Source organism: Paenibacillus germinis (assembly GCF_013141785.1).
Taxonomy (GTDB): Bacteria; Bacillota; Bacilli; order Paenibacillales; family NBRC-103111; genus Paenibacillus_E; species Paenibacillus_E phytorum.
Map to the genome: position 1 here is coordinate 126,090 of NZ_WHOC01000198.1, position 25,917 is coordinate 152,006.

Below are 25,917 nucleotides of genomic sequence, written 5' to 3' on the forward strand. Positions count from 1 at the left end.
TATCCTCCCTAAAAGCAATCTGAGCGGTTGCTGAAAGGTTGCTGAATGTTCAACTTCCAAACGAATAAGCCGGACCCTGAGCGGACCCGACTTTTTATCCAAGCCTATTCGTTACACAACTCGCTTTCGCAGCTTCTCCTTCCCCAATTCTTTCTGCAAAAGAATATCCAGATACGCCAGCAGCTGCGGGCGAAGCTCCTCTCTTTGAAGCCCCAGCTCCACAATCGCCTTCATGTATCCGAATTTATCTCCGATGTCGTAGCGATCTCCCTTGAGTTCAAGCGCCATCAGTCCTTCCTGCAGACACATCTTGCGCAGAGCGTCCGTCAGCTGATACTCATTCCCCGCTCCTCGTTCAATTGTTTGCAGCACTTCGAATATGGATGGTTTCAAAATATACCTGCCCATAATCGCCATGTTCGATGGTGCGTTATTCGGAGAAGGCTTTTCCACCAAGTCGCTAACTTGATACGTACGATTATGCTGCGTGCCTGCCGCGATGATCCCATATTTACCTACGTCAGCTTGTGGAACTTGCTGCACACCGACAACCTGCTTGTTCGTCGCTTCAAAAACTTGCATCATCTCCAGCAAAGCGGAAGTTTCGGAATTCATAATGTCATCCCCAAGCAGTACAGCGAAAGGTTCGTCCCCGATAAAAGGCTCGGCACAAAGAATGGCATGACCCAGCCCAAGCGGCTCCTTTTGGCGAATATAATGGATATTAGCCATGTTCGAAATGCTTTGAATTTCGCTCAGCAGCTCCAGCTTCTCTTTCTCAAAAAGCGTCTGCTCCAGCTCGACCGACTTATCAAAATGGTCTTCAATGGACTTTTTATTGCGACCTGTAACGATCAAGATGTTTTCAATTCCGGCCTGTACAGCCTCTTCGACAATGTATTGGATGGCCGGCTTATCGACAATGGGGAGCATTTCTTTTGGCTGCGCTTTCGTCGCTGGTAATATTCTTGTACCAAGACCTGCTGCTGGTATGACGGCTTTTTTAATTTTCATTTTATACCACTCCTTCATACGATTCTCTTGATTCTTCGTTCTTTTTTCTTCATGCCGTAACAATCGCGAACGATATATAAAGGGCGGCCTTTGGATTCATCGTAAATGCGTCCAATGTATTCACCGACTAGGCCAAGAATGATCAGGATAAAGCCGCTGAAGAAGAGCTGCATAATGGCAATTCCGTTCCAGCCAGCCACAGCGTTTTCTGTGAATAGTTTAAGATAAATGATAACCACTAAGTAAGCCAGGCCAGAAATAGAAAGCATACCTCCGAGATAAGTAGCCAACTTCAATGGTTTGATGGAAAAAGAAGTGATACCGTCCATGGACAGCTTGAGCATTTTCTTGAGTGGATACTTGGTTTCCCCGGCGGCACGCTCATCTCGCACATATTCGACGGCTGTTTGGCGGAAGCCGACCCAAGAAACAAGCCCGCGGACGAAGCGGTTTTTCTCCGTTAACCGGCTCATCTCATCGCAAACCTTGCGGTCCATAAGGCGGAAATCGCCTGTATCCACAGGGATGGCAATATCCGTAGATGCCTGCAAGATGCGGTAGAACAAATGCGCCGTCTGTTTCTTGAAGAAGGTCTCACCCTTGCGCTTCGTACGCTTGGCGTAGACGACGTCATAGCCTTCTTTCCACTTCGCAATCATCTCCAGAATGAGCTCGGGCGGATCTTGGAGATCGGCGTCAATGACGACAACCGCATCTCCGTTTGCATAATCCATACCCGCTGTAATGGCGATCTGATGACCGAAATTCCGGGAGAAATTAATGAGTTTAACGCGTTCGTCTGTTTCACTGATGCCTTGGAGGATCGCGGCTGTATGGTCGCGACTTCCGTCGTTGACGAACAACAGCTCATATGAAGAGTCGGTTCGATTCATCACTTGCTTCAGCCGCTGATACGTTTCTTGAATAACAGCTTCCTCATTGAACACAGGAATGACAACAGAATATCGTACATACTCAGTCATAGTGTTTCCTCCTTCATTTTTGCTTGAATTATAGGGAATCAACATTGATTTCGTAGAGCGTTCCGGAGCCATTCATGCCACCGCCCATAGGTCTGTCTTGTCCGTCCCGACCATCTTGCGTTGAGACTTGATCTTGCTCACCTTGCTGTGTTTGAGCAGTCTCCGACTGGTACTCACTCTTCGGAACCTCGGTACTGTGCTCTTTGATCCAAGTCGTTAATTCCGAGCTGGTACCGCCGCCGCCACCAAAGCCGCCAGAAGAAATCAGGAAGTATTTAATTTCTTTGTTTTGAACCATTTCTTTCAGCTTATCTACCGTGAGAATCGGGTCAGAGCCTGAGAATCCGCCCATCGCCATCACCGCTTTGCCGGTTTTTATAATATAAGAAGAAGCTTCCGTCGCTCTAGAGACAGCGAACAAATATGTCTCCCCTGTGTTGTTTTTGGTCACGTAATCTAACAATTTCGTATTCACTTCGCCGGGTCCCCCCATGCGGGAACCGCCCATTCCTGAGCTTTGCTTCAAATTCGGTCCAGCTTCAGGAAGCATACTGTTTCCACCATAAAGGAGCGGTGTCGCAGCCCAATACAGCGGCGCTGCAAGCAAGACCAACAATCCGAGAATAGCCGCCGTATGAGCGATTTTCTCTTTCTTAGCAGTGAGCACAAGGACCAGGACAGCAGCCGCTCCGGCTGCGCCTACACCGATCGCCAATCCTGCTCCAATTTGACCATTATAAGGCGTGATAATGTACAGTTCGAAAGCTGTCGTCACCGCGATTGCTGCGGGTAACAGCCACATTTTCCAACCGGCTCTCTCCCGGTAAAGGTTCCAAAGCTCGGTCCAACCAGCTCCCACCAATGCCGAGATTGGCGCGGCCAACATAATCAAATAGTACTGATGGAAAAAGCCTGCAACACTGAAGAACGCTGCTGCCGGGAGCAGCCATGCTAACCAGAATAAAGTTTCAAACTGTTTGGCAGTCATCGGTTTTTTTCTGCGAATACCTATTAACAGCGCGAGAACGCCAAAAGCTGCGAAAGGAATGAGCCAGCTAATTTGACCGGAAAGTGCCGATTGGAACAATCGCAGAGGCCCTGCCGTTCCGGTATTGAATGCACCACCGCCACCGCCTTTACCACCTGGAGCTCCATCGGGTCCACCGCCATCCGGGAATCCTCCAAGACCGCCTTGTCCGTCCTGCATCGCACCGGAACCGTCCGGTCTCGCGCCATCTCCGCCCCCACCTGGTCCTTGATTACCTGTCAGACGGGATACACCGTTATAGCCAAAGGCCAGCTCCAGCACTGAGTTCGTCTGACTGCTCCCCATATAAGGACGTTTGTCCGCCGGGATCGAATCTACGATGACTGCCCATGATATCGATAAGGCGATAAGTGCAGCCGAAGCGCCTGTAAGCACCTTTAGCTTGCTTTTCCAATTCACTTTACTTACGAATAAGTAGAACAAATAGAAAGCCGGAATGACCATGTAGGCTTGAAGCATTTTCATATTAAAAGCCACACCAATTATGCCAAAAGCCGCTACAACCCACCCCCACTTATTGCCGCGAATACCACGAAATAGCATCCATGTGGCTAGTACAAGCGTGAAAACCAGCATACTGTCCACATTATTCGTACGACTAACCGCCGCGGCGATCGGGGTACAAGCAAAGGCAAGGCTGGCCAATCGAGCTGACATTTTGCCAAACGTAGGTTTGATAAGGAAGTACATCAACAGCACCGAACCAACACCTGCCAACGCTTGAGGCAAAATCACACTCCAACCATGCACCCCGAATACATACGCGCTTATCGTCTGGATCCAAAACGTCATCGGCGGCTTATCCACCGTCACATATCCGGCCGGATCGAAGGAAGCAAAGAAAAAGTTATGAAAGCTTTGCAGCATACTTGTTACAGCCGCGGTGTAATACCCATTCACTGTCTGATCCTGCCAAATGTTAAACATGTTCAGAAAACCCGCTAATAATGCTATCGCTACGAGGATATAATCGATTTTTTTGCTTTTTGGTGTAATCATCTTCTCTAGCACTCCCCTTTAAGTCATCCGTGTCCCTCGTTTACAGGTACAACTTTACCCACCCATGCTGAATTACAGCTGAATGCGCACTGAGCGTTTCTTGAAAGCATTCTGAGACATTGCTGAATAAGCCAGACCGCAGCTTTCTAGTTCAGCGCCTGGCTTGATTTTTCAGTAATCTTTCAGCTAATTATCAATTGAATCTCAGTTAACGCTTCTATAATAGGTTCATAACCTTCAGGACACGAAAGAAATGAGGAAAACCTTATGGAGCGTATCACACAGTACTTGCATCCGTTTCATTTACAAACTATGGAGTCTAATATCGAGATGCTGCTCCACTGTGAAGAGAAAGAAAGTACTCTCATTAAGAAGCTGGCTATCGATTGGTTTCGAAGTGTGGAAAAGCGTTTCAGCCCTTATCTCGCCGACAGTGAAATCAGGCTTCTGAATACATTAGCCGGTGAAAATTGTATGGTTTCTACTACGATGTTAGAGGTGCTTTTTCTAGCTGAGGCATATCAAAAAATAACCGCGGGGAACTATAACCCTCTCCTACAAAAAGGGACGTCAATGGGCCCTGGGAAAGCTTCTGCCTCATTAGAGTGGGAAATAGATCCGGCTATGAAATCAATCAAGCTTCCCAGTCATTCAAACATCGATTTAAGAGGGATAGAAAAAAGCTGGTCCATTAAACGGCTAGCTGAATATATGCAGAAGAGCATGTCGCTCGATCAAGGCCTCATCTTAGCTGGAGGGGATATCACGGTATGGGGGCGCGGCTCTACGAATCTTGACCCTTGGGTCATTGGCATTCAAAACCCTTGGAACGCGAACGCCAAACTGGGCGCCATCGCCATGCCGGAGGGCTCCCTGTCTACTTACAGTCCATTTGAGGATAAAATGTCCACACCCGGCAGCGATATCGTGCAGTGCACCATTACTGGCCAAGATATGGTTGAGTGCCAAGTTTGGGCAAGAACACTGTGTACACTCGGCGTCGAAGAAGGGCTAGCACTGCTTGCCAAGCGCACCTCCATTTGCGAAGCTATTGTGCTCTCCACGAACCAGGAGCTGCACTACTTTGGTAAAGAAGCATCTCTGAATAGAAGATGGCTGGACATGCACATTGACCATTATCACTTTCAGGACATGGTGTCCTGAGGTATTACGATTAAACACAGGCCTGAGACAATACTTTTCCGATTCAGCCATTTATCCACATTCAATCGCCCTTTATCCACAGAACCCTTACAATTTATTCACAAAAAAGCATGATTTATCAACATGTTATCCACAACCTGTGTGCATCTTTACTGTATTTCCTGTTAAAACTCATATAATCCGAGATCTGACTGTCCTCCTACTTTGAACTAGACACGCCTTGCATGCTATGATGGTGTCAAAATATGCGATGTAGGGGCTTTATTCGAATGACATATGATGTAATTGTAATTGGCGGAGGTTCCGCTGGTCTCATGGCCAGCATTGCCGCGAGTATGGATGGCGCGAAGGTGCTTTTGGTGGATAAAGGGGACAAGCTGGGGCGTAAGCTCGGGATATCCGGCGGCGGCAGATGCAACGTAACGAACAACAAAGACATGGATGAATTGATCAAGCATATTCCAGGCAACGGGCGCTTCTTATATAGTGCTTTAACTCATTTCAGCAACAAGGATATCATTGATTTCTTTGAAAATCTCGGCATCCGCCTGAAGGAAGAAGACAACGGTCGAATGTTTCCCATCAGCGACAAAGCCAAAACCGTCGTAGACGCGTTGATCGGCCAAGTTCGCAGGCAAGGTGTTGAGATCCGGACGAATAGTCCGGTCAAACAGGTCTTATACAAGGACGGCAGCGTCCAAGGCGTTCGTCTGCATTCCGGCGAAACGATGAACAGCAGAGCTGTCATCATTGCTTCCGGCGGATGCTCTGTCCCGCATACCGGCTCAACAGGAGACGGTTATGCTTGGGCCGAAGCTGGTGGGCACACCATCACGCAGCTCTTCCCTACCGAGGTTCCGTTAACCTCGAAGGAAGCTTTTATCCGCAGCCGTGAGCTGCAAGGACTTTCCTTGCGGGACGTGACACTCAGCGTGTGGAACGCCAAAGGGAAATCGATCATTTCACACCGCGGCGATATGTTATTTACACATTTTGGTTTGTCAGGGCCGATTGCGCTGCGCTGCAGTCAATTCGTCGTAAAAGAGCTCAACAAGTCAGAGCTCAAGGAAGTCCTGCTCACTGTGGACCTCTTCCCGGATCAAAGCACGGACGACGTTTACAACCAAAGCATGGCTCTCGCCAAAGCGGACGCCAAGAAAGCGATCAAAAACGTCCTTAAGACTCTTTTATCCGATCGATTAATCCCGATCATGCTCGAGAAGTCTGGCTTAGATGATCAGCTTACGTACGATAATATCCCGAAGCAAAAATGGCTCGAGCTGTGCAAATTGATGAAAGCCTTCCCTGTTATCGTCAAAGGGACACTCTCCATAGAAGAAGCCTTCGTCACAGGCGGCGGCGTTCAGCTTAAAGAAGTCGATCCGAGCACGATGCAGTCTAAGCTGGTGAATGGGCTTTATTTCTGCGGTGAGATCCTCGATATTCACGGCTATACGGGCGGTTATAACATTACCGCGGCATTTTCTACTGGCTACATGGCTGGCAAAAATGCTGCTCAGCAGGCATAAAAAAGAAGGACCCGCATCCTAAGATGCAGGTCCTTCTTCCTTTTGTTCATTGATTATGCTGTAGCCACATCGAGGTCATCTTCTTCGTCACGATCAAATGCTGCACGATCGAATTCTCCCTCAGACTCAGCCACGAGCAATGCCGTAACTGTTGTACCTGTAGCATTAACCGCTGTACGACCCATGTCGATCAGCGCCTCAACGCCAAGCACAAGACCCATACCTTCCAAAGGTAAGCCTAAAGCTGTAAGTACAACTGTTGTCGAAATCGCAGCTGGACCTGGAACGCCGGCCACACCAATAGAGGAAACCACACTAACTAAGATAAGAATCAGGTATTCAGGAACGCCAAGCGGAAGATTGTAGACCTTTGCTACGAAAATAGCCACAACCGCCGGCCAAACCCCGCCGCAACCATTGAAGTTCATCGTTGCCCCAAGCGGTGCCACGAAGCTGGCAATACGCGGTGATACGCGAAGGCGCTTCGTAATTACTTCCAAATTCACAGGCAGCGTTGCATAGCTGCTTCGTGTTGTGAATGCGACAGCAATTGTCGGATAAGCCTTTTTGAAGAACTTAATAGGGTTTACTTTTGCCACGAAAAGAACCAAACCACCGAAGATCAACACGAAGTGGATGATCAAAGCTACATAAGAAGTAAGGATAATTTTAGCCAGAGGAGCAAGAGTATCCAAACCATATTTGGCAGCCATCGCTGCGATTAACGCGTACACCCCATAAGGTGTCAGACGAATAACATACTTAACTACTTGGTGGATCACAGCTGTTGCTGATGTAATAAACGATTTAACGGCTGCTACACTTTCCGGCTTTTTCGAGCCGACATGTACAATGGCTACAGCAACAAAAATCGCGAAGATCAGAACCGGTACAACTTTCCCAGTCGCCATATCGTTAATTGGATTGGAAGGTACCAAGTCCAGAATAACTTGTGAAAACGTAGGAATTTCTCTTGCTTTAAAATCTTTCGGCACAGCCTGTGCAATTCCGTTACCCGGATCAAATGCCAAGGCGACAACCAAACCGATCACCGCCGCGATCCCTGTTGTTAGCAAGAACCAACCGATCGTTTTCAAACCCAGTTTACGCAGCTGACCTAGACTGGATAACGATGAAATACTGTTTATGACTAGAATAAGTACTAACGGCATAACGAGCATTTTGATCAAATTTACATAGATCGTTCCGATCGTACTAACACTTTTAAATTGAAGCCCCAGTTGATTAAAAGCTACCCCTGCTACTAAACCAAGTCCTAAACCAATGAAAACACGGTTACCAAAGCTTACTCTTTTTTTCGCCAATAAGACGAGGACCCCGATAATGATAATTGATACGACTAGGCTGACCCAGTTGGATTGAAATGCAGTCACTAAATTGTTATTCACTAGAATCATCTCCTTAATTCCTACGATGTTACTCGGTTTTATGGGATAAGAATATGACATTCGACGGAACCTGTCAATGATTTATTTTAAAAAGTACGAAAAAACCGAACTATTCCACGTAAATATCGAGGTTTAATACGGCTTTTAGACGTTTAATTTAAATTGGAAAATGGAATTACATCGTATGCTGGTCATGCACAATAGCAACTAAATACCACTGAGTGCCTGAGTTCTCGTAAACAAGCCTAAGACTGGTCCAATCCATCCCCTGGAACTGCGGATCTAGACCGGGATAATGATACTCCACCGTAATCGCTGAAGTCGTCGGATATACACTGAATACATTATTAATCATATTCCCTCTGCCAAGAATAATGTTATAACTTATTTGTGGTGCGGCTGCAAAATCTTCGTTATATACGAATTTATCCCAATAGTCGGGAAAAGTGAGATCAATGGGGTCACCTGAACCGTCGTAATCACCCCAGTGTGTCGTACTGGTATTTGCCCAAAGGGTTGTAAGCCCGCTGCCTAGAACTTGGACATCACTCGACACATGAATATAGGAGTACGGCGAAAATTGTACACCTTTCTTCGGATGGATCAGTTCTGCGAGCTTTTTCAGATCTTGTTCCTTCAGCGCTTGTATCGTTTCATTGGCTCGGCTTTCGATTGCTTTTTTCGCGTCGGCTTCTTTGGCGTACGAAGTTGGACTTGGTTTGATACTAGGAGTAGAAGTAGGGAGAGGCACTTGTACAGTTGGAGCTGGCGTGAGTGCTGGTGTTGGGGAAATTGGCGTTGATGGTGCTGGAGATGCTGTAGGAGGGATCATTGAAGTCGGTTGTGGACTGCTGCTGTTTGTTCCCGTGGCACCTTTTGTTTGCTCATCCATGCATCCGGTCATCACACTTATTATTGCTGCCACCAAAATAATCTCCACCATGCGTCTCATCCGAATCACTCCTCCACAAATTTACTTCCTTATTTCACCAGACGCGGAAATGATGGTAAAGGTTACGAATTCTGTGGTATCTACAATAAAAAGGCGCATGCCTAGGAAGGAGTGGAAAATGAAAATAAATAGACTAAAATAATCGGCTTACTTTAGTCCTTGGGCGAAAGTGTTTGCAAGGTTGATGCAAAACAAATTGCACCCACGACGCTTGCCAATCCATGGAATGTTGTACGTTGTACAACAATAGGCAAGCTAATCCACGTTTTCCACGCGAATGTTGTAAAAAATACAACAGTTCCAGCCATAAGTGGCTCTATATCCTATAAAAAGGAAAAATTGTTGTGCAAAATACAACAATCCTTAGCTTGCCCAGAAGAAATCAAGGAAATTGTTGTACGCAGTACAACTTACTTTCCTAATTCACCCCAAAAAAGCACTAACCCGTTCGGGTTAGTGCTTGGGAGCGTCCACAGATGAGTGGACATGCGGGATTTTTGAGGGTAGGCGAAGCTGGTTTACCATAACGATGATTTTCATCCTTATGGCGGGGTTGCTCGGTCGCGGGCGCGAGATAGCGATGTTTTTCATCGCTATGACTCTGCTTCCGCGTGCCTCACACTGGCTTCACGCTCCCTCCGCTTTCGCGCGCCTCACGCGGTTTTCGCGCTGGGTTCGTGTGCCACGCGCGGGCTTCACCCCTCGCTAGCTTGCCCTTAGCTAGCTAGCGCAGCGCTCCACAAGCTTGGCTCACTCGCGCCAGAATTCGCTCACGCTAGCGCAGCTTGCGCGCCGCCTCCCCTGCTCCATTTCACATCCGGATACCGGCGCTGAAATGGTTGTAATCGTCAGCAGACGGATCAAAGGCCGCCTCTTCCTCGCTCGGCACTGCGTCGTTTACGGGCAATACGTTCGCCTCAGCGTAGCTCTCGGACCAATCCTCATTCACGGTGTGGGCCGGAATGCGGATGGAACCCTCCAGATCATACGCCATGTTGTATATCGCTGGTTCTGACTCAGCCTGCGGGCGATCCACTAAGCGCCCGCCGTGCGACTGTGCAATTTCTAGCGCAGATGTTATCTCCTGTGCATCAAGATGGATGTGCACCGTGGACATATCTCCGCCCAGGAGTTCCGGCTTGTAGCCGAGCTCGTCCAGCGTATCAAGCGCAAGGAGTGCATCCCGCTCCTTTTCAAATTCAAAAAATATAGGAACAAAGCTCTTCATCGCATAGCATCCTTTCTTCCTCAACATGCAAAGTATGCCATTATCATCTGCATATTGTTCCCACATTATTCTACTTTGATGGCTTTCTGTACGAATGCCAGCAGCTCTGCATGATATTCCGGCACAGCAGCCACCAAGTAAACCGCCTGTGCCATCTCTAACCCCACTACGGAGCTTGTACTTACACCTGCATTTGTACTTGCATTTGCATTTGCATTTGCATTTGCACTTGCACTTGCACTCGCACTCGCACTCGCACTCGCACTCGCACTCACCCCTGCACCCGAGCCCCCAAGCATAGCCACCGGATTACCCGAGAAATCCGTCACCTTCACGCCAGCCTCCTGCGCGATCAGCAAGCCCGCGTACAAATCCTCACCTTCGGAGTTGTACAGCACGACACCATGCAAGTCGCCTCTGGCCAGCATTGCCCAAGTCAAAGACGGTGCCCACAAGCGCAGCACTCTTTTAACCGAATGCTCTAGATGATGTCTTAGTCCCAACGCTTTGTGATCGTCCTTGCCAACCCCATGGCCTTGAATCCATGAAATTGTGGACTTTACCAACGGACCCTTCGGCTTCGCCTCAAGCTTAAAATCCTCCTGCCACGCGCCTTCGCCCTTAACAGCAACATAATTTAACCCTAGAGCCGAATCATGGATTACCCCTAGGACAATTTGCCCCTGATAGCTCAAAGAGATGCAAACCCCATAAAGCGGTATCCCCAAGGCGAAATTATTCGTTCCATCTAGAGGATCGACATGCCATACCCAATCGCTGGCCGCCCCTCCTTCACCTGCTTCTTCACTATATATACGATGACTCGGAAACACCGCCATGATTTCTTCCACAATCAAACGATCCGCTTGAACGTCCACTTCGGTGACCAAATCTCCGCGATCATCCTTGTGCTGAATATCCAATTTACCCCCGAATCGTTCTCTTGCGAGCTCCCCTGCTTTCCATGCGGCTTTCACGGCAACCTCTTTCGCTGATGACCACTCGTTTCGATTCATAAGGCATTCTCCCCCGAGACCATATGGAGCTACATCTTGGCCAAATTTTAAAATCCGTATCCATTAATAGGAAGCTCATTTACATTGTACGCTACTTCTAATACCGGACTCAATCGCGCCTTCAACCCAGCCGCTCATAGCTGACGTATGATCGCCAGCAAAATGAACCCTCCCCTCGGGGAGGGCAATGTAGGGGCCTAGCTCTGTCGCCTGTTGTGGCGTATACATAGCGAAACAGCCAAGAGATTGAGGATCTTTACTCCAATCAAAAGAGACACCGCTAATAAATTCACGGTAAGAAATGCCCGCGGCAGCAGCTCATTACCACCCGGAATCTCGTGAAATCGGATATCCTCTCCCCAGGCAGCAAGCTTCTGCAGGATGGTTCCTGTGAAAGCATCGTTCATTGTGCTCACCAAATCGAGAAGTACCCCCATCATTTCGATCGCTCCGCTTGAGAATGTGGTGCATGGCTCATAGGGGTACAATTTCAAAAAGTTGTACAGTGAATATTTATCGAACTCTTTGACGAACAAAGGCCAATTCGTTCATATTGATGAACACGGGTTTTAATTCCGTTGACATAAATGAGGTCATTTGGTGTTTCATTGATAAATGCACGGATTGGCAGGCCGAATTTATGGATGTAGGCATTAACGAGGTAATGTGTTTCGGGAAACCGCATAGCTCCCGCTTCAAAATATTGCCCTTCGGTAAAGGGTCTCCGTATCGTTCGAATGCGCCCGCCAACTCTTTCGCTCGCTTCAAGAACGGTAACGTGATGTCCGGCCTCCTTCGTCGGCATATCGAATACTACCGCCATCTTATTCAAACGCACACGCGTCTATACTTAGAAGGATAAGTTTCCTTTACGTTCGAAGGATCTGACTCATGTTTATTAAGTGACATTCATTGACAAGTTACCTCAAGATAAGTGATAATATAGCAAAATCAGAAGCGATATAAGCAGTCGAAAGGGGCAATACGAGTATGGTTAAGCAGCATCAACACAAGATTTTGGATTGTACGATTCGGGACGGCGGTTTAGTGAACGATTGGGATTTTAGCGTGGAATTTGTCAAAGACATGTATCGCGGCTTAAGTGCAGCCGGTGTAGAATATATGGAAATTGGTTATAAAAACTCGGAAAAACTGCTTAAAGGCGGAGCATCCGGTCCTTGGAGATTCTTGAATGAATCCTTCCTTCGTGACGTTATTACCAAAAAGACCGATACGAAACTATCTGCTCTCGTAGATATCGGCCGTGTCGATGAGAACGACATTTTACCTCGTGAAGACAGCTTACTTGACCTGATCCGCGTTGCTTGTTACATCAAAGACGTTGATAAAGGCCTTGAGCTTGTTCAAAAGTTTAATAGCATGGGCTACGAAACGTCAATTAACATTATGGCGCTTTCCCACGTTATGGAAAATGAACTAGTTGAAGCTTTCGAAGAAATCAATAAAAGCCCTGTTGACGTTGTCTATATCGTAGACTCCTACGGCAGCATGGATCATAAAGACATTGACTACCTCGTAACGAAGTTCCAACGTCTGCTTCCTGAGAAAGAACTTGGCTTACATATGCACAACAACTTGCAGCTTGCTTTCGCAAACACAATTGCCGGTGCTTCCAAAGGCGTGACCTTCCTTGATTCCTCCGTTTATGGAATGGGCCGCGCAGCAGGGAACTGTACGACGGAGCTACTTCTTAGCTATTTAAAAGGAGCACGTTACGACATTCGTCCCGTACTAGAAATTATCGAGAAACACATGATTACTATGCGTCAAAAATGGGATTGGGGCTATCTCATTCCTTACATGATCGTAGGAGCGCTTGATGAGCATCCGCGTACAGCTATGGCTCAGCTTAGCTCAGATGAAAGAAATAACTTTGTAGATTTCTATGACCGTTTGACTTCCGTAGAGACAGCTCCAATTGTTAATAAAAACTAATATTTTTAAATTGAAAAAGACCCCTTATTGACAGTTCTTGAAGGCTTCGGCCTCAGATCTATCGATAAGGGGTTTTTCATATTTATTTGATGATTTTGGCTGAGACGACGTAGTCCTCTGCATACGCACGGTCAATAAGAAAGATAAAGTCCTCTTCTTCACGGCGATACGGGGTTTTTTTAGGGAAAACCTCAATATACTCACTCTCGATTAACTCCGTACAATTCTCGTCTGCGTAGATCAATCCGTCTTCTAACCGTTTTAGAGCCTCAACCATAACCTCTCGCGATTTGAGCTCCCCTTGAATCTCCACATAGACTCTTGCGGTAGCATCATGGTCTTGCAGTAAAATCGCTACTTTCTGGTTGGATTTGATTCGTAACTTCTTTTTCGGAGATATACTCATTTGTCCTACTCCTTTATCAGTCTTCTATACGTTATTTTATGTCACAAAGGATGAACGCGGACTAGGCTAATGAACGCTAACGAGACACTCCCCTAAAGACTGGGCTTTTCACATATGTATGTAAATGTACCGAATAGAGAAAATAAAGAACGAATCGACACCGCTGACCATCAGCGAGCCGTTAGGAGTGAAATCTATCCGCCATGAGCCGCATATTGCTAATTGAGGACGAAGAACGCATTGCCAGGGTGCTTCAGCTGGAGCTGGAGCATGAGGGCTATGAGGTACATATAAGAGCAGATGGGCGCTCTGGACTGAATGCAGCCTTAGACGAGTCGGAGAACTGGGAGCTTATCCTACTTGACGTCATGCTGCCGGAACTCAGCGGTCTAGAGGTGCTTCGCCGCATACGGCAGGTAAACGCTACCCTTCCCATCATCCTGCTGACGGCACGCGATGCTGTCCCGGACCGTGTCAGCGGACTTGACCAAGGCGCTAACGACTATGTGACGAAGCCTTTTGCCACGATCGAGCTGCTCGCCCGTATTCGCAGTCTACTTCGCCAAAGAAGCTTGCAGGACCAGTCAGCAGAGCAGCCTCATTTGCTGAAAGTGGATGATCTAAGCATGGATTTAAAGAGTAGAGCCGTTACCCGAGAAGGTACACCGATCGAATTAACGCCTACGGAGTTTGATTTACTGCGCTTCTTGATTCAACACCAGGACGAAGTGATGTCGCGGGAGCAGATCATTTCGGAGGTTTGGGGATATGATTTTGTAGGAGATACGAACGTGGTTGACGTGTATATCCGATATTTGCGGCAAAAGGTGGACAAGCCCTTCTCTTCCAAGCTCATTCAGACGATACGCGGTATCGGCTACTTGCTGAAAGTTGATCCTTCCTCAAGCAAAGAGGCGGACGATTCAACTGGTGAAGCTGTCCCCAAAGACGGGCAGACCCCCTCATGAGCCTTAAGCTGAAGATCACACTGTGGGTTTCTGCAGGACTGATGTTGATCCTTTTTTTCAGCTTCATTTTTGTCTACTATATGTTCATTCGAGTTACAACCAAGGGCGAAGTCGAGCTGCTGAAAGAAAAAGCCCGCACCCTCATTCTGAAGGATTTGCCTAATCATCCTGAGTTTTGGCAGAATAACTCGCAGATGGAAGAGCTCCTCATTCCGCAAGAAATGGTACGTTATATTGCTCCCGATTCAAAGGTTGTTTACCAAATCTATTCCGACCCCAAGCTGCTCAGCTATTCTGCCGATTATGTAGACAAAGAAACAGTCATCATAGAATCGGCGCCCGACGGAATTTTTATATTCGTGAAAATGCCTGTGTACAAAGAAGGTCATCAGGTGGCTATTTTAGAAATTGGACGCAACTTGCGAAGGTTGGGCGAATACTCCCGCATGCTCATCTCTATTCTTTTATTAACTTCCACAGGTGCGTTGATACTAGCTCTCCTTGGGGGTTATTTCTACACGAATGTGCTCTTTCGTCCGCTTCAGCAGTTAGTTACCACTATGCAAAACATTGAAAAAAGCGGCTCATTTAGGCACATCCCCATGCCTGAAAAGCTCACAAATGATGAGCTAATCATGCTTGGCGCAACATTTAATAGAATGATTGATAGACTGCAGGAAATGTTTCAAAAGCAGGAGCAATTCCTTGCGGATGCCTCACACGAGCTGCGCACGCCGCTCACGATCATTGAGAGCTACGCTAGCTTATTGCGAAGATGGGCTTTCCGAGATGATAAGCTGCGTGAAGAAGCGCTCGAAGCCATCATCTCCGAATCAGCCCAGCTGAAGATTCTCACGCAAAATCTGCTTTCTCTTACCGATAAAGAGCGAGAAGACTGTGAACAAAAGAGCACCTTCGATCTCCTTCCGATTGCCCAGCAAACCGCAGCCTCGCTTAGAGTTACCTCTAGCAGAGAGATTGAGGTGCAGATCGAGCAAGACCTGAAAGAGCTTCCTATGAACGGAGATCCCTATAAGATCAGGCAGCTTCTCATTATTTTGCTAGATAATGCACTCAAATACAGCCAGCAAACGGTCGTGTTGAAAATCGGCGTCACAGAGAGCAAGTGGGTCACTATCGAAGTCATAGATCAAGGTATTGGCATTGCGGAAAGTGACTTACCGCACCTTTTTGACCGCTTCTATCGGACGGATAAAGCAAGGAATCGCAAGCAAGGCGGAGTGGGTCTGGGACTGGCTATTGCGGAGCATATCGTTCAGAAGCATGAGGGGACCATTCAGATCAAAAGCTGCTTAGGTCAAGGTACTACCGCATTGATTACGCTGCCAAAAATGTGTCAATAAAAACATTATAATGGGATTCTCATCATATTCTCAGAATTCACCTTAACACCTTTCATACCACTGATCTCAGGGTTACAAGGTAAATGTTAGGTGGAATTTCATCTGGTATACTTGGGCTTAGGTGGACGAACACTCAAGTTAACTCAATAGAAGAGTCATGCAAATCAAGTTTTCTTTGAAAACTCAGCATAGGCTTACGAAAAATCTAAGGAGGCAAACCAGATGAAAAACCAACAACCAATGTGGTATAAGAAACTAGTCATAGCGGCATTGACCGTTTCCATAGGACTTTCTGCAGGAATGGTGAGCGCGCCTCATCAAGCTGGGGCAGCGGAAGCCATTGATGCCTCAATCACAGCAACTTCTCGCGGCAGTCAAGTCATTTCGATCGGTAAAAACTATTTGGGAAGACCTTATCAATTCGGTGCTAAAGCGGGTCAAACACGAACATTTGACTGCTCTTCCTTCACTCAATATGTGTTCAAGCGGGTTGGCGTAAACCTGCCGCGGACCTCTAAACAACAATCCCATGTCGGAAGCTATGTTTCCAGAAGCAACCTTCGCACAGGCGATCTCGTGTTTTTCTCTATTCCAGGCAAACCTGGCGTCATTAACCATGTAGCCATTTATATGGGTAACGGCAACCTGCTGCAAACATACGGTGCAGGCGGAGTCCGTATTACTAACATTAACAGCGGAACTTGGTCGTCCCGTTACATGACCGCTCGCCGCGTCCTATAGTCAAACAAGGATAACCCTCAGCCATATGGCTTGAGGGTTTTTGTTTTTCACCTAGGAGTCTGCAGGCCATCAATGTATTCCACCCTCCTGACTCGCTAGTAACGGATGTACGCCTCAACATAGTTCTCTCTTAAGCCTCGTTTGCGCACCTTGATCTCCAGCAGACGTTGTTTGTAGCTCACTCTAGCCGTCCTTGGCTGCACAAGGGTCGGTAGCTTAATGATTCGGTTCTTGCCGCTGAGAAAGCCGGTCAGCTTAATCTGATTGGATTTCACAAACACCTGAAGCGCTCTTGGATTTTCATCTTTGGCAATTTTCACTTTAATAATGACATGTTCATGCGTCTCAAAGATTTCTGAGCCCGCATATCCTTGGGAAGAGAGATTGGCATCCAAACCCGGCATCGCTTTTTTCAGCATGTCCTGTACATATCCCTCGGCCCACGTCATATTATCTAGAAAGGTCTGCCCTTTTTCACCGAAAGGCAGCTTCTGCCCAAGGAACTTCTCAACTTGCTCCCACTTTAGCCAAGGATGGCGATTAAACCCGCTCAAGCCCATCACCTCATTTTCACTAGCAGTATATGTGCCTACTCCCTGATGTGACACCCAAATGAAAAACAGGGCACCTCTAGGCGAATACCCTCATATACTATAGTTGTGATAAGCGCAAGGGGGATCGACTATGCCATCTATCGTAGGGAATGTCAAAATCATCAGCGTGGGGCCGAGCTCCGTCGTCCACTTCGGCGATTCCTTTATCATCGCACCTAATAGCTCCTCCAAAACTTTTGCCGGAGCAGGCTCATTTAATACCGGGGATTTCCCTCGCATCTATAATGCCTATAGCACCACCGTAACCAACGATTCCGACCTTATCGAAAACAATGCCAGCGGAGTAATCATTTAAAGCAATTCATTTATTAACCTGAGCGAGGTGTTCATCCAAAATGAACTGGACCATCCATCAGACCATTATGATTCAGCATTTAAAAGTGGACTCAGTGGCTAACTCCTCCGTTCTGCAAATTGGCACCGCCGGATCTATCCGATCATTATCCAATCTTTACAATACAGGCGGCTTCGTTGAATCCGCTCCACAGCTTGGGGCAAGCACAACGAACCCAGTCTCTCTAGTTCCTTTACCACCGCCAACATAGACTTTGTTATTAGTAGTCACAAGGTTACAACTGATTGAAGCCGGAAGGAGGTGCCTTTCCTAGATGCATAATTGTATTACTTGGCAGCAATGGGCCCAGCAGGTCTCCGCCTATATTGAAACGCAAAAACAGCGAATCGATACGCTTGAACAAACGGTAACCAAACTGCAAACGGACCTTAACGCCTTGAAAAATCAGAAGGGCGTCCACATCGATAAAATTGAATATAAATTCGATCAACTCAAAGTCGAAAAGCTAGACGGGACCTTAACAATCGGTATCAGCCCCAGCTTACTTGACAATATCGATGACCTCTCAGTGAATGGTGCCTCGATGGGCAAATATGCTGGAGCTGATGCGAGTGCATTTTTTCAGGGGAAGGGGCAAGGACAAAGTCAAGGGCAAGGGATAAGTTCATGGGAAGGAATAGGGCAGAGACCAGAAGGGCAAGATCAGGGACAAAGGACGGGGCATCAAGGTCAAGATCCGGAGAAAGGAAGTACCTCTGGTTTTGGCATTCAGCAGGAGGTCTCTAGCGGGATAGAACAATATTTGCAATATGGCGTTCATGCCGATATGAACAATCTGGAAAACAAATATCAGTATCCACTAGACGAGGATTATAAAGCCCTCATTATCGATGATATCCGTAAACAGTTAGACACCCGCATTCAGCATTATGTCAATCAGTACCGCGGTGTTGGTTTCAAAGAACCGATGGAGGCCGTTACAACCAGCATCTTTGAGAAAACAAAACAAGACATATTCAGTGCAATTGAGAGTTACATATCCAGTTTACCAAGGAAGGAAGGCTAAAATATGCTGAACTTGCATGTGGAAAACAAGCAACTTTTCGTAGGTGACGTGAGAATCGTCGGGGTAGCCAGTTCCTCGATATTTCTCATTGGCGATACAGAAGTCATTTCATTGTCCTCCATGTTCGACACGCCTCCCGAATCGGTCATCATTTCACCATTCGTACCTCTTCCAGCGGAGAAATGACCCATGGTTCGCTTATCCATCGTTGGCAATGTCTATATCAATGACTTAGGCTCGAGCAGTATCATGCATGTTGGCGATAACATCAACACAGCCCTAAAAACAAGAGTCTTCGCTGTCCAGCGCGAAGTTCCCTTCTATTATGGGAATGAGGGAAGCTTCAAGGCTTATCCCTTTTTTCAAAGACCCTTTCCCATCCCCCAGCCACCGGAACCCTTCACAATGTGTGTGGATAACTTAGGCTCATTTATTCGTGTGCAGAATATCCGGATAATTGGTGTTTCCTCTTCCGCTATGCTGCAGATCGGCAGTAATCGTATTACCAGTGCCGAAGCCCACATCAAAAATATCCGTCAATTCGTCACAGATAAACCCGGGCCCAAAGAAAAGACAACCTTCGTCAAACTGGGCAAAGAAGAAGGCATTGGTTTCTTCGAAGCAACTCCCCAGCGGTAACTTAGGAGACTGTCGAGGAATGAATGAAGGATGAATGAAGGAATAATGGGATGAATAAATCCACATTCTCGGTTGAAGATTAAAGATGTTGTAGAAACTTATATCCCACCACTCCAATTCAATGTTGCATAATGTGCAACATTTGCGGCCTATATACCACCTCTCTCCTTCAATGTTGCATAATGTACAACAATTTTGCCCTATTCAGGCGATTTCGCAAGAAAAGGGTTAGAATTGTTGTACGAAATGCAACTTCAAGCTGCAAAATAGCCTTTTGGCGTGCGAATTGTTGTAGTAATTACAACATTGTTAACTACCATGACCCGTAACCCTTCACAAAACTGCTGAATGGCTTAAATCAAATTTGTTCTTAGCCGCGGGGAGCGAGTATTACTGGGAACGCTGGTAATTGGGTCGGAGGCGCTATTGCTTCTTTGCTGATCCTTACATTGGCGTCGCTATCTGGTGACAACCCAGAATTAGCAGCGAGGCAAGGCAGTAACCTAAGCGCCAGCGGCTGCGGATAAGCAAAACAAAGAACCGCACCCCACTCTGCAAGCCGGAGTAGGGTGCGGTTCTCTGCTAGAGCCGGCTCACTTCGTGAGCAGCGGCTGGGCGCGGCTGAGCAGCGCCGCCATCTCTCCGCGCGTCAGTGACGCACGCGGGCGGAACGTGCCGTCCGCGAAGCCGTCGACAAGGCCATTGCTGCTCATCGCAGCGATGGCCCCCGCCGACCAGCTTCCTGCCGGCACGTCGGTGAAACCCTTCGCAGCGGCTCCGCCGCCAGCCTGCGAAGTCAACTGCAAAGCGCGGGACAGCAGCACACTCATCTGCTCCCGCGTCATGACCCGATCCGGCGCGAAGCGATCGCTGCTGATCCCTTGGATCAGCCCGCTCTGCTGCGCGAGCCGGATATCCTGCCACGCCCAGTGGGTGGCAGGGACATCACTGAACGAGGCGCCGATTGCTACCGCCTCGCCCTTCAAGCCAAGCACGCGCACGATAATCGTCGCGGCTTCAGCTCGTGTGAGCGCCGCGTCCGGCGCGAACCGGTCAGAGGCTATGCCGAGCATCCAGCCTCGGTTCGCAGCGGCTAGCACGTTAGCTTGCGCCCAATGCTTCTGCATGTCGGCGAAGTAAAAACCATCTGACCATAAGCTATAGTAATCCCATGTATCCGTCGTCTCCTGATTCAGGCTCCAACTTCCAGTCCCTTTCAAGTTATACTTGCCTACCAATTCCAGCTTTTCTTTGAGCGACTGTTCGTTCTCGAACCACACGGTGTAGTCGCCGGGGCCGAGCTTATTGCCATATACGCTAGACGCTGCATCGGTTGGACTTATCGTGAAAGTAGCTACCGGTGATTGGCTAGCAGCATCATACCGCACAGTCCCTTTATAAGTTTCAATCAGCTTCATTAGCGTCTGAGCGGATACACCTGAACCATTAGCGGCAGCGTCTTGATTCCAGTACCGCCCGTAGAACGGAACACCAAGAACTATTTTATTAGCTGGTGCTTGCGCTACTGCATATTGAATCGATTTCTCGACAAAGGGTAAACTTGCCACAGGTCCCGGGGTCGGATCTCCTGGATAGCTTTCATCATAAGCCATGACCATTAAGTAATCACTCACCGCGGCTAATGCCTTGTAATCATACAAAGCAATCCAGCTTTTCGTTGCCCCTGTAGGATTCGCTGCTACAGCTACTGATACTTCCATCCCGCTCGGGAGTTTATCGCGCAGCATTTTGACCATATCCGTATATTTATCACGGTAAGCTGCATCCACATTTTCGATATCCATATTGATGCCGTCCAACTTATGGTCCTTGATAGCCTCAACAATTTGATTCACAAGCGCTTCTCGATTATCAATGGCTTTCTCACCCAGGGTCCTATCAAAATCGTTACTAAGAAAAGGGACAACCTTCTTCCCTCGCTGGTGCATGTCGGTAATGAAAGAGTCCTGTAGAGAATCAGATAATTGCAAACTACCATCTGCATGGATATGAAAATAGCTAGGCGAGATAACATCGAGTGTTTGACCGCTTTTATCCACTTGTGAGGTATAGGCATTTGAATTGCCAAAGAAGAGATAAGACATCGTAAATTTCCCTTGAGACGAGCTAGCTTCAGCCTTAACACTAGGTTCTGAGCTTGTTGCTATTGTCAAAAGCCCCGCTGCGGCTAGTATAATCACGAATTTCTTCCATCGATTTTTGGTTTTATTCATCGGCCACCTCCCATTTCTAGCATCTAGCTGCTTCCTCTATTCTGCTAGAAAGAAATTGAATGTGCCACGGTAAATATTGGTGATACCAAAAAACCGTTACTTAGAGCATACAGCTCCGAGTAACGGTTTCTAATAAAACTGGTAGTGGTTACGGCCTTTGCCCTTCACTTTGTATAGGGCAATATCTACTTCTTTCATCATACTAGTCGCATCGCTTTCATCCGAGCGGTACAGCGTAATTCCCATACTGACTGTTGCGTGAAACTGCTGCCCCTGTATGTCCCATGGCTGTTCAAAACACTGAATGATGCGCCGGGCGACGCTTTCCACGTGTTCCTTACAAACCACCGCGGGTAATAAAATGGTGAACTCGTCGCCTCCCATACGGGCGAACATATCAACCTCACGGAGACATCCTTTGATGCGGTGAGTAAATTCCTGCAGGAATGCATCTCCTACATCATGGCCCATCGTATCATTTATCACTTTGAAATCATCTATGTCTACGTATAAAAGTCCAAACGGTCTCTTCGTTCGATTGGCTTGCAAAAGCATTTGCTGCAGATGCTCCTTAAACATTCGCCGATTAGGCAAACCTGTCAGAGGATCATGATAAGCCATGGCAATAAGACGGCTCTCTTGATTTTTGCGCAGCGTGATATCCGTTAGAACGAAAGAAATCTCGGCTAGAACACCCTCGTCGTTACGAATTGGAATCGCGGTGCACTCGAACCAGATGATATTCTTACTTGCACTTCTCGTTCGAAATTCTAACTTACTGCAGCTGCAAGTTTGCAAGGTTTTGATAAACATTTTATGTAAATCCATACCATATTCCGAATCGATAAAGTCCACCACTTGCTGAAAGTCACTAGGTATAAATCCTATCACCTCACTAAAATTCTTGGAGGCGTAGGTCAAATTTCCATAAACATCAAATATGCTAAACAGATCCCAAGCTTGCTCGATGAATTGGCGTACGAATGTATCCTTCTGTAACGATGAATGTTTGGCGATATCCGCATCAGCCTTATGACTCATTACTCCGCAGCCCCTCTCGTGCTTTCTACTTAGAGACTTAGGTAGATTAGCATGGGAACATAAAGATTCAATTAAGTTCATCCAAATTTTTCGTCAATTGAAGTCGAAATATGACTCTTCTCATACACTTTTCACATTTACTGGGATGTAGAGGCAGATCAAATTACCTACTTTGGAGTAAGAACCGTACCAAATCTCTTTATCTGTCAATAAAAGGATAGAAATATCTAGGAGAATCGTTCTATAATGAAGGTAACATGTTAGAGCGGGAACACCGTTCTTTCTACCAAGCTGTTCCGTTACTGAGGAGGATTTCTAGTATGGCAGGAGAAACTATTTTAGTTGTTGATGACGAGCAAGAAATTGTCCAATTGATTCAACTCTACCTAGCGCGGGAAGGCTATAAAGTCATCAGCGCCAATAACGGTCACGATGTATTTGAGATCGTGAAGGAACATAAGCCCGATCTTATTATTCTGGACATTCTATTGCCAGGACTTGATGGTATAGAAGTTTGCCGACAGCTTCGCAAAACGAGCAATACGCCGATCCTGTTCATCTCCTGCAAGAGCGAGGATATTGATATTATTCTCGGATTAAGCATGGGTGGCGATGATTATATGACGAAGCCTTTCAGCCCTAGTCAGCTCGTCGCTAGAGTCAAAGCTCATTTACGTCGAAATTCCATTCGAGAGCAGCATCAGGATGATCCTCAGTTGGTGAAATTCCCTGGCCTCGAAATCGATCTGGTTAGCCACATCGTTCGCGTGAATGGACAGACCATATCGTTATCGGCCAAAGAATTCGATTTGCTTTCCTTAATGGCTAAGACCCCTAATCGAGTATACAAAATCGAGCATCTGTTTGAACTTATATGGAGCCTGGATAGCATGGGCGATCCACGAACACTTATTGTACATATTAGTAATCTGCGTAAGAAAATTGAATCTAACCCAGCAGAGCCTCGCTACATTATTACAGTTCGTGGTGTCGGATACAAATTTAACGGTTCGGCTGTTTAGAACAGTCGGCTAAACCATACGGTAAAATAATGCTGCAGAGGAACCGCTGCCGCCGCTATGACAAGTGCCGGAAGCATGTTGGCTACATTCATTTTTTTAATTTGGAGAATGTTGAGGCCAACGCCAATCACCAGAACGCCACCCACGGCTGTAATTTGAACGATCATAGCATCTAGAGACGCCTGGCTGAATGCCATGGCAATGAACGTCGCTGCCAGAGCGATGCCCCCTTGCATCACGAACACGGACACCGCCGAGAAAATCACACCTATCCCAAGAGTAGACGCGAAGATAATGGATAAGAACCCGTCCAGCAATGATTTGGTATATAAAATATCATGATTATGCCTAAGGCCGCCATCCAATGGACCCAGAATAGCCATAGCTCCAATGCAATAAACCAAAGTGCATGTCACGAAGCCTTGCGAGATACTGCTTGTAGGATGAGCAGCAGAAGAGCCTTTGCGAAGTTGCGCCTGCAACCAGTCACCAAGCTGCTCTAGCCTGTACTCGATTCGCAGCAGTTCTCCAATGATACCTCCAATAACCACGCTCATAATAACTAGTACGATTTGATTCGACTTTAATGCCATAGTAATGCCCAGCACAGTAATGGCGAGCCCAAGGCCCTGCATAACTGTGCTTTTTATGCCTTCCGAGATGCGTGGCAGCATCATTCCTAATAATCCCCCAATAATAATGGCGATTGCATTCACAATCGTCCCCCATAAAGCCATGTAGATTCATTCCCTTTCTACCTTCTAGTCTGTGACAACCTTCTCATTCTACATGATTCCGCTCATAATTTCCTCCATCATTGGAAATGGTATGAATAAGCAACAGGAAAGGAGGAATACAGCATGTCTAATGACAAATCGATGGATCCCATGACTGGCGACATCGTTGAGACGGACGGTATTTATGCCAATGAAGCAGGACGAGAGGTTACGCTCAAGCGCGGCGACGAGTTTCCCGCCGATCTTGTTTTGGGACGTACGACTTGGGAAATGAAGGGCTTCGCTGATGAAGCCGTGATTGATCATGACCAGTCTGAGCTTAACCCTATGCGCAAGCGTGTGGACGCGAGAACCTAATCATAGAACCGGGCTGCAATGAATTGTAGCTCGGTTTTTTGCCTGCGTATGATATACTAAAGGGATGATATATCAAGCGTTGGGGGAACAAGCATGAACGGAAAACGAATTATCATTGTAACTGGAGGGACACTCGGAGATTGGGCACTTGGAGACATTCATGAAGATGACGTTCTCGTAGGGTCGGACCGTGGTGCCCTATATCTGATTCAACATGGCTATACGCCGCATATTTCACTCGGTGATTTCGATTCTGTCACTGACGAAGAGTTGAGCCGTATTCGCTCTTCCAGTCTCACTTTCATCGATTGCGATCCGGTCTTCAAGGATTTAACTGACACCGAAATGGCCTTTAACTGGGCACTGGATCAGCAGCCTGATCATATCGTCCTCCTTGGCGCGCTAGGCACACGCTTTGATCATTCGTTAGCCAATGTACATCTGCTACGCAAAGGCACAGAGCAAGGCGTTTCCTGTTCCATTGTGGATGCCAACAACCAAATCATTGTCATTAACCAATCCACTCGTATATTACGAGGGAGCTATACACATATATCACTGCTGCCGCTTAGTTTGGAAGTAACCGGCATTACGCTGCATGGTTTCCAATATCCGCTTCAGCAAGCGACTCTTCAGATTGGACAGTCCCTTGGAATTAGTAATGTACTTAAGGAATCGGAAGGCCTCATCGAACTCCAAACAGGCTTATTACTTGTTATCCAAAGTAAAGATTAAAACAAAAAATTTTAAAATTAGACAATCTCATATGAATCCTATAGAGGATAACTCTGGTACAATGAACTGTACGCCATACATTAATTAAGATATTGAGGTCGTTCAAGCATGCAGCATGTGCAAGAGAATCCGGTAAAGAACCTTCATCATAAGAGTGTGCAATCCGTCATAACCCAATTTGCAGCCCTACATTTACTTACGAACCGAGAATCCGAAATTATAGGTCTTATCGCGCTCCACGGCTACAGTAACAAAGAAATAGCTGATCACTGCAACATTAGCGAAAAAACAGTTAAAGTCCATATTGATAAAATTATGGATAAAGTCGGAACTCGATCAATGCGCAAGCTTCTAGCTGCCATCATCAGCAACGCGGTTTAACACACGCGCCAAATACTGC

30 protein-coding genes are annotated in these 25,917 nt (G+C 46.9%); 15 read left to right on the forward strand and 15 right to left on the reverse strand.

What is annotated here, in order from left to right:
* Nucleotides 1–111 precede the first annotated feature (111 nt).
* The 3 genes from galU to GC102_RS38420 are packed head-to-tail and all read right to left on the reverse strand — an operon-like array spanning nucleotide 112 to nucleotide 4,041.
* On the reverse strand, nucleotides 112–1,014 hold the full coding sequence (gene galU, locus GC102_RS38410) for a UTP--glucose-1-phosphate uridylyltransferase GalU (protein ID WP_171694183.1): 903 nt from the start codon (nucleotides 1,012–1,014) through the stop codon (nucleotides 112–114).
* 14 nt (nucleotides 1,015–1,028) lie between these two features.
* On the reverse strand, nucleotides 1,029–1,997 hold the full coding sequence (locus GC102_RS38415) for a glycosyltransferase family 2 protein (protein WP_171694184.1): 969 nt from the start codon (nucleotides 1,995–1,997) through the stop codon (nucleotides 1,029–1,031).
* 28 nt (nucleotides 1,998–2,025) lie between these two features.
* On the reverse strand, nucleotides 2,026–4,041 hold the full coding sequence (locus tag GC102_RS38420; protein ID WP_312883506.1) for a glycosyltransferase family 39 protein: 2,016 nt from the start codon (nucleotides 4,039–4,041) through the stop codon (nucleotides 2,026–2,028).
* A 270-nt stretch (nucleotides 4,042–4,311) separates the two neighbouring features.
* On the opposite strand from GC102_RS38420, the gene GC102_RS38425 reads away from it, so the two are divergent.
* Nucleotides 4,312–5,208, forward strand: a complete 897-nt coding sequence (locus GC102_RS38425) for an FAD:protein FMN transferase (RefSeq protein WP_171694186.1) — start codon at nucleotides 4,312–4,314, stop codon at nucleotides 5,206–5,208.
* Between the two features lie 269 nt (nucleotides 5,209–5,477).
* On the forward strand, nucleotides 5,478–6,737 hold the full coding sequence (locus GC102_RS38430) for a BaiN/RdsA family NAD(P)/FAD-dependent oxidoreductase (RefSeq protein WP_171694188.1): 1,260 nt from the start codon (nucleotides 5,478–5,480) through the stop codon (nucleotides 6,735–6,737).
* 53 nt (nucleotides 6,738–6,790) lie between these two features.
* On the opposite strand, the gene GC102_RS38435 is transcribed toward GC102_RS38430, so the two are convergent.
* From GC102_RS38435 to GC102_RS38465, 7 genes are all read right to left on the reverse strand, one after another.
* Nucleotides 6,791–8,146, reverse strand: a complete 1,356-nt coding sequence (locus GC102_RS38435; protein ID WP_171694189.1) for a dicarboxylate/amino acid:cation symporter — start codon at nucleotides 8,144–8,146, stop codon at nucleotides 6,791–6,793.
* 175 nt (nucleotides 8,147–8,321) lie between these two features.
* Nucleotides 8,322–9,098: a hypothetical protein gene (locus GC102_RS38440; RefSeq protein WP_171694190.1), complete on the reverse strand. Its 777-nt coding sequence runs from the start codon at nucleotides 9,096–9,098 to the stop codon at nucleotides 8,322–8,324.
* An 811-nt stretch (nucleotides 9,099–9,909) separates the two neighbouring features.
* Nucleotides 9,910–10,326 carry a hypothetical protein gene (locus GC102_RS38445; RefSeq protein WP_171694191.1) on the reverse strand — a complete coding sequence of 139 codons (417 nt, stop codon included), beginning with the start codon at nucleotides 10,324–10,326 and terminating at the stop codon, nucleotides 9,910–9,912.
* Nucleotides 10,327–10,391: 65 nt separating this feature from the next.
* A complete protein-coding gene (locus tag GC102_RS38450; protein WP_171694192.1) occupies nucleotides 10,392–11,342 on the reverse strand; it encodes an inositol monophosphatase family protein in 951 nt (316 codons plus the stop codon).
* Between the two features lie 75 nt (nucleotides 11,343–11,417).
* Nucleotides 11,418–11,645, reverse strand: coding sequence for an FAD-dependent oxidoreductase (locus GC102_RS40845; RefSeq protein WP_171694271.1), 228 nt, complete (start codon nucleotides 11,643–11,645; stop codon nucleotides 11,418–11,420).
* A complete protein-coding gene (locus tag GC102_RS38460; RefSeq protein WP_171694194.1) occupies nucleotides 11,540–11,782 on the reverse strand; it encodes a hypothetical protein in 243 nt (80 codons plus the stop codon). The genes GC102_RS40845 and GC102_RS38460 overlap by 106 nt, the downstream gene beginning before the upstream one ends.
* Before the next feature lie 50 nt (nucleotides 11,783–11,832).
* Nucleotides 11,833–12,147, reverse strand: coding sequence for a flavin monoamine oxidase family protein (locus GC102_RS38465; RefSeq protein WP_171694195.1), 315 nt, complete (start codon nucleotides 12,145–12,147; stop codon nucleotides 11,833–11,835).
* Between the two features lie 185 nt (nucleotides 12,148–12,332).
* Between GC102_RS38465 and GC102_RS38470 the strand changes: the two genes are divergently transcribed.
* The gene (locus GC102_RS38470) at nucleotides 12,333–13,298 is read left to right on the forward strand and encodes an aldolase catalytic domain-containing protein (RefSeq protein WP_171644380.1); all 966 of its coding nucleotides are present in this window, start codon (nucleotides 12,333–12,335) and stop codon (nucleotides 13,296–13,298) included.
* An 82-nt stretch (nucleotides 13,299–13,380) separates the two neighbouring features.
* Here GC102_RS38470 and GC102_RS38475 read toward each other — a convergent pair whose 3' ends face one another.
* Complete coding sequence (locus GC102_RS38475; RefSeq protein WP_171644381.1) at nucleotides 13,381–13,704, reverse strand: hypothetical protein; 324 nt, start codon at nucleotides 13,702–13,704, stop codon at nucleotides 13,381–13,383.
* A 203-nt stretch (nucleotides 13,705–13,907) separates the two neighbouring features.
* Here GC102_RS38475 and GC102_RS38480 point away from each other — a divergent pair, with 203 nt between their 5' ends.
* The 3 genes from GC102_RS38480 to GC102_RS38490 all read left to right on the forward strand — a co-directional run bounded on the left by GC102_RS38480 (nucleotide 13,908) and on the right by GC102_RS38490 (nucleotide 16,777).
* The gene (locus tag GC102_RS38480) at nucleotides 13,908–14,672 is read left to right on the forward strand and encodes a response regulator transcription factor (protein ID WP_171694197.1); all 765 of its coding nucleotides are present in this window, start codon (nucleotides 13,908–13,910) and stop codon (nucleotides 14,670–14,672) included.
* Nucleotides 14,669–16,036, forward strand: a complete 1,368-nt coding sequence (locus GC102_RS38485) for a sensor histidine kinase (protein ID WP_171694199.1) — start codon at nucleotides 14,669–14,671, stop codon at nucleotides 16,034–16,036. The genes GC102_RS38480 and GC102_RS38485 overlap by 4 nt, the downstream gene beginning before the upstream one ends.
* Before the next feature lie 222 nt (nucleotides 16,037–16,258).
* Nucleotides 16,259–16,777: a C40 family peptidase gene (locus GC102_RS38490; RefSeq protein ID WP_171694200.1), complete on the forward strand. Its 519-nt coding sequence runs from the start codon at nucleotides 16,259–16,261 to the stop codon at nucleotides 16,775–16,777.
* A 95-nt stretch (nucleotides 16,778–16,872) separates the two neighbouring features.
* Here GC102_RS38490 and GC102_RS38495 read toward each other — a convergent pair whose 3' ends face one another.
* On the reverse strand, nucleotides 16,873–17,331 hold the full coding sequence (locus GC102_RS38495) for an Hsp20/alpha crystallin family protein (protein WP_171694201.1): 459 nt from the start codon (nucleotides 17,329–17,331) through the stop codon (nucleotides 16,873–16,875).
* 130 nt (nucleotides 17,332–17,461) lie between these two features.
* Here GC102_RS38495 and GC102_RS38500 point away from each other — a divergent pair, with 130 nt between their 5' ends.
* The 5 genes from GC102_RS38500 (at nucleotide 17,462) to GC102_RS38520 (ending at nucleotide 19,391) form a co-directional block, all read left to right on the forward strand.
* Entirely contained in the window at nucleotides 17,462–17,686 is a 225-nt protein-coding gene (locus GC102_RS38500; protein WP_171694202.1) for a spore germination protein, read from the forward strand.
* 40 nt (nucleotides 17,687–17,726) lie between these two features.
* Nucleotides 17,727–17,936, forward strand: coding sequence for a spore germination protein GerPB (locus tag GC102_RS38505; RefSeq protein ID WP_171694203.1), 210 nt, complete (start codon nucleotides 17,727–17,729; stop codon nucleotides 17,934–17,936).
* 63 nt (nucleotides 17,937–17,999) lie between these two features.
* Nucleotides 18,000–18,752, forward strand: a complete 753-nt coding sequence (gene gerPC, locus GC102_RS38510) for a spore germination protein GerPC (RefSeq protein WP_171694204.1) — start codon at nucleotides 18,000–18,002, stop codon at nucleotides 18,750–18,752.
* 3 nt (nucleotides 18,753–18,755) lie between these two features.
* Nucleotides 18,756–18,938: a spore germination protein GerPD gene (locus GC102_RS38515; protein ID WP_376769442.1), complete on the forward strand. Its 183-nt coding sequence runs from the start codon at nucleotides 18,756–18,758 to the stop codon at nucleotides 18,936–18,938.
* Nucleotides 18,939–18,941: 3 nt separating this feature from the next.
* Nucleotides 18,942–19,391 carry a spore germination protein GerPE gene (locus tag GC102_RS38520; protein ID WP_171694205.1) on the forward strand — a complete coding sequence of 150 codons (450 nt, stop codon included), beginning with the start codon at nucleotides 18,942–18,944 and terminating at the stop codon, nucleotides 19,389–19,391.
* Nucleotides 19,392–19,984: 593 nt separating this feature from the next.
* Here the strand turns inward: GC102_RS38520 and GC102_RS38525 are convergent.
* Together GC102_RS38525 and GC102_RS38530 are read right to left on the reverse strand one after the other, a co-directional pair.
* Nucleotides 19,985–21,625: a glycosyl hydrolase family 18 protein gene (locus GC102_RS38525; protein ID WP_171694206.1), complete on the reverse strand. Its 1,641-nt coding sequence runs from the start codon at nucleotides 21,623–21,625 to the stop codon at nucleotides 19,985–19,987.
* A 129-nt stretch (nucleotides 21,626–21,754) separates the two neighbouring features.
* Complete coding sequence (locus GC102_RS38530) at nucleotides 21,755–22,666, reverse strand: sensor domain-containing diguanylate cyclase (RefSeq protein WP_171694207.1); 912 nt, start codon at nucleotides 22,664–22,666, stop codon at nucleotides 21,755–21,757.
* Nucleotides 22,667–22,986: 320 nt separating this feature from the next.
* Between GC102_RS38530 and GC102_RS38535 the strand changes: the two genes are divergently transcribed.
* Complete coding sequence (locus GC102_RS38535) at nucleotides 22,987–23,688, forward strand: response regulator (RefSeq protein ID WP_056833708.1); 702 nt, start codon at nucleotides 22,987–22,989, stop codon at nucleotides 23,686–23,688.
* On the opposite strand, the gene GC102_RS38540 is transcribed toward GC102_RS38535, so the two are convergent.
* A complete protein-coding gene (locus GC102_RS38540) occupies nucleotides 23,685–24,425 on the reverse strand; it encodes a DUF554 domain-containing protein (protein ID WP_171694208.1) in 741 nt (246 codons plus the stop codon). The two genes, GC102_RS38535 and GC102_RS38540, sit on opposite strands and share 4 nt — an antisense overlap.
* Before the next feature lie 123 nt (nucleotides 24,426–24,548).
* On the opposite strand from GC102_RS38540, the gene GC102_RS38545 reads away from it, so the two are divergent.
* From GC102_RS38545 to GC102_RS38555, 3 genes are all read left to right on the forward strand, one after another.
* Entirely contained in the window at nucleotides 24,549–24,782 is a 234-nt protein-coding gene (locus tag GC102_RS38545; protein WP_171694209.1) for a hypothetical protein, read from the forward strand.
* Nucleotides 24,783–24,875: 93 nt separating this feature from the next.
* Complete coding sequence (locus GC102_RS38550; RefSeq protein ID WP_171644398.1) at nucleotides 24,876–25,517, forward strand: thiamine diphosphokinase; 642 nt, start codon at nucleotides 24,876–24,878, stop codon at nucleotides 25,515–25,517.
* Nucleotides 25,518–25,625: 108 nt separating this feature from the next.
* The gene (locus tag GC102_RS38555) at nucleotides 25,626–25,898 is read left to right on the forward strand and encodes a response regulator transcription factor (protein ID WP_171694210.1); all 273 of its coding nucleotides are present in this window, start codon (nucleotides 25,626–25,628) and stop codon (nucleotides 25,896–25,898) included.
* Nucleotides 25,899–25,917 lie beyond the last annotated feature (19 nt).